The sequence below is a fragment of the Pedobacter caeni genome, assembly GCF_900129215.1.
Lineage (GTDB): Bacteria > Bacteroidota > Bacteroidia > Sphingobacteriales > Sphingobacteriaceae > Pedobacter > Pedobacter caeni.
In genome coordinates this window covers 1-2,278 of record NZ_FQUQ01000019.1, presented here as the reverse complement: position 1 = coordinate 2,278, position 2,278 = coordinate 1, and the positions used below count along the sequence as shown (strand labels likewise).

Annotated in this window: 1 protein-coding gene; it reads right to left on the bottom strand. The window is 45.5% G+C overall.

Annotation, left to right across the window (positions count from 1 at the left end):
• The coding region (locus BUC20_RS33490) for a beta strand repeat-containing protein (RefSeq protein WP_143166994.1) at positions 1-2,278 on the bottom strand (2,278 nt) is incomplete at both ends.

The following is a 2,278-nucleotide window of genomic DNA, read 5'->3' as shown; positions in this document are numbered from 1 at the left end:
TGGTAATCGTCAGTCCGGATTTATTGGTCACGTTGGTGGTTACATTCTCTGAAGTTACCGGAGGGTTACCACTTTCTGAAGGAGTAGCTACCGAATTATTGATCAATTGTCCCACATATCCAGGATCAATCGTTCCTTTAATCGTGATGGTCACCTCATTACCTGCACCTGCAGGGATATCAGCGGTAAGGCTGACATTGTTACTATTGGTTCCTGTTCCACCGGCAGTGATGTTTGCTGCTCCGGTTTGTGCAGAAGTCCAGCTAACATTTTTAACATTTGATGGCACCACATCAGTGATGACCGCCTGAACGGCATTACTTGGTCCGGCATTGGCCACAATCACTGTGTAGGTGATTTCAGCACCTGATACGGCATCAGAAGGTCCCATCTTACGAACAGACAAACCTGATTTCGAACTAACCGCTGTAATCACTGAACTGCTGTTGTTCGACATGTTAAAATCGGTCTTACCAGCAGGTAAGGTAATGTTAGCTGTATTGGTAATGTTTTTACCCGCGGTTGCTGCATCTATTGTCCCCTGAACATTGATCAGGATATAATTGCCTGCACCTGCTGCAATGTTTGCAGTAGTGGCAATGGCATTGGTCGTTCCATTTGCTGCTCCGGTTAATGTGGCACTACCAAATAAAGTGCTGCTCCAGGTGACATTTTTGATATCTGCAGGGATGTTATCTGTAATGGTTAAACCGGTAATATCAATTGGGCCGTTATTACCTATTTTCAATTGGTAGGTAATAGCTGATCCGGCAATAGCCGTTTGTGGACCGCTTTTTTCTACATACACATCGGTAGACTGATTTACTGCAGTCGTTACAGAACTTTCGCCAACACCGTTTGCAGTTACCCTTACAGTATTGGTAAAAGTTGCCTGGGCACTGGTATTTACTATTCCCTGAATTCTGATAAAAATTAGCGCAGGCATATTACCAGCTACGGTAGCCGGCATATCTCCGGTAGTGACAATCGAATTTCCTGTACCACTTAACGCATTGGTAGAACCGGCAACTGTCGCCCCATTTGAAGGTGTTACGGTCCAGCTACTTACCGTTACAGAGTTCGGAACAATATCCTCAATTGTAGCATTGGTGATATTACTAAGTCCATTATTTTTAATTTCTATAGTATAATCTATTCTATCTCCGATATCAATGGTAGCAGGTCCGCTTTTTGAAACAAACAAATCCGTTTGCAGAATTATTTTCGTTGGTACTGTACTGGTATTAGAACTAAGATCAGGATCGGTAATCAAGCTGCCTGGAGGGAAATTCGCCGTTGCGGTATTCGTAAATGTACCTGGCGTAGCTGCAGGATCAACAGTTCCCGTAATGACCACGTTCACCTCTCCTGTACCGGCCGGTATGTTTGCGGTAAGGTTTACATTACCTGTTCCGTTTGCCGAACTTATGGTTGCCCCATTGAGAGCGGTAGCTGTCCAGCTTGCATTTGTAATCATTGCATTAAGTGCATCTGCGATGACCACCCCCGGAGCATCACTCGGCCCATCATTAACAATTCTGAGGTTATAAGTAATCGGTGCGCCCGCAATGATATCCGCAGGACCTGATTTGATGATTCTTACATTGGCTACACGGCTAACAGTAGTCGTTACCGTACTTGTGGCCGGTGTAGGATCTGTGATCCCTGCTTCCGGAGTAGCAGTAGCTGTGTTGACCAGTGATGTACCTGTATAATCAGCAGCTACTATTCCCGTCACATTGATGGTTACGGTACCCGCTCCTGAAGGGATCGCAGCCAGAACAGCAATCGTATTGGTTGTTCCTGAAGAAGTCCCATTTACAGCAGCTCCATTCTGAGCAGTTGCAACCCAGTTACTCACCACGATATCCGAAGGAACCACATCCGAAATGCTCAGGTTAGTGGCATTCGAAGGTCCTGCATTATTTACCGTAATGGTATAGTTTATTGCACGGCCTGCAACCACTGTTGAAGGTCCTGTTTTCTGAATCTGAAGGTCTGCTTTTTTACTGATTAAAGTAGTTGTGGTATTAGAGGTTACTTTTGGATTACCAGGTTCCGAAGGGGTCACCTCAAAGGTATTCACCAGTTGTGTTCCTGTAAATGACGGATCTACTTTACCGGTTACCGTTACCAGAATCACATTGCCTGCACCAGCAGGAACATTCGCCCTTAAGCTCAATGCAAGTCCGCTACCTGTACCTCCGGAAACCACTGATGCAGTTCCGGTTGCATTGGTGCTCCAGTTTGCATTGATGATACCCGCTGGCAACTGATC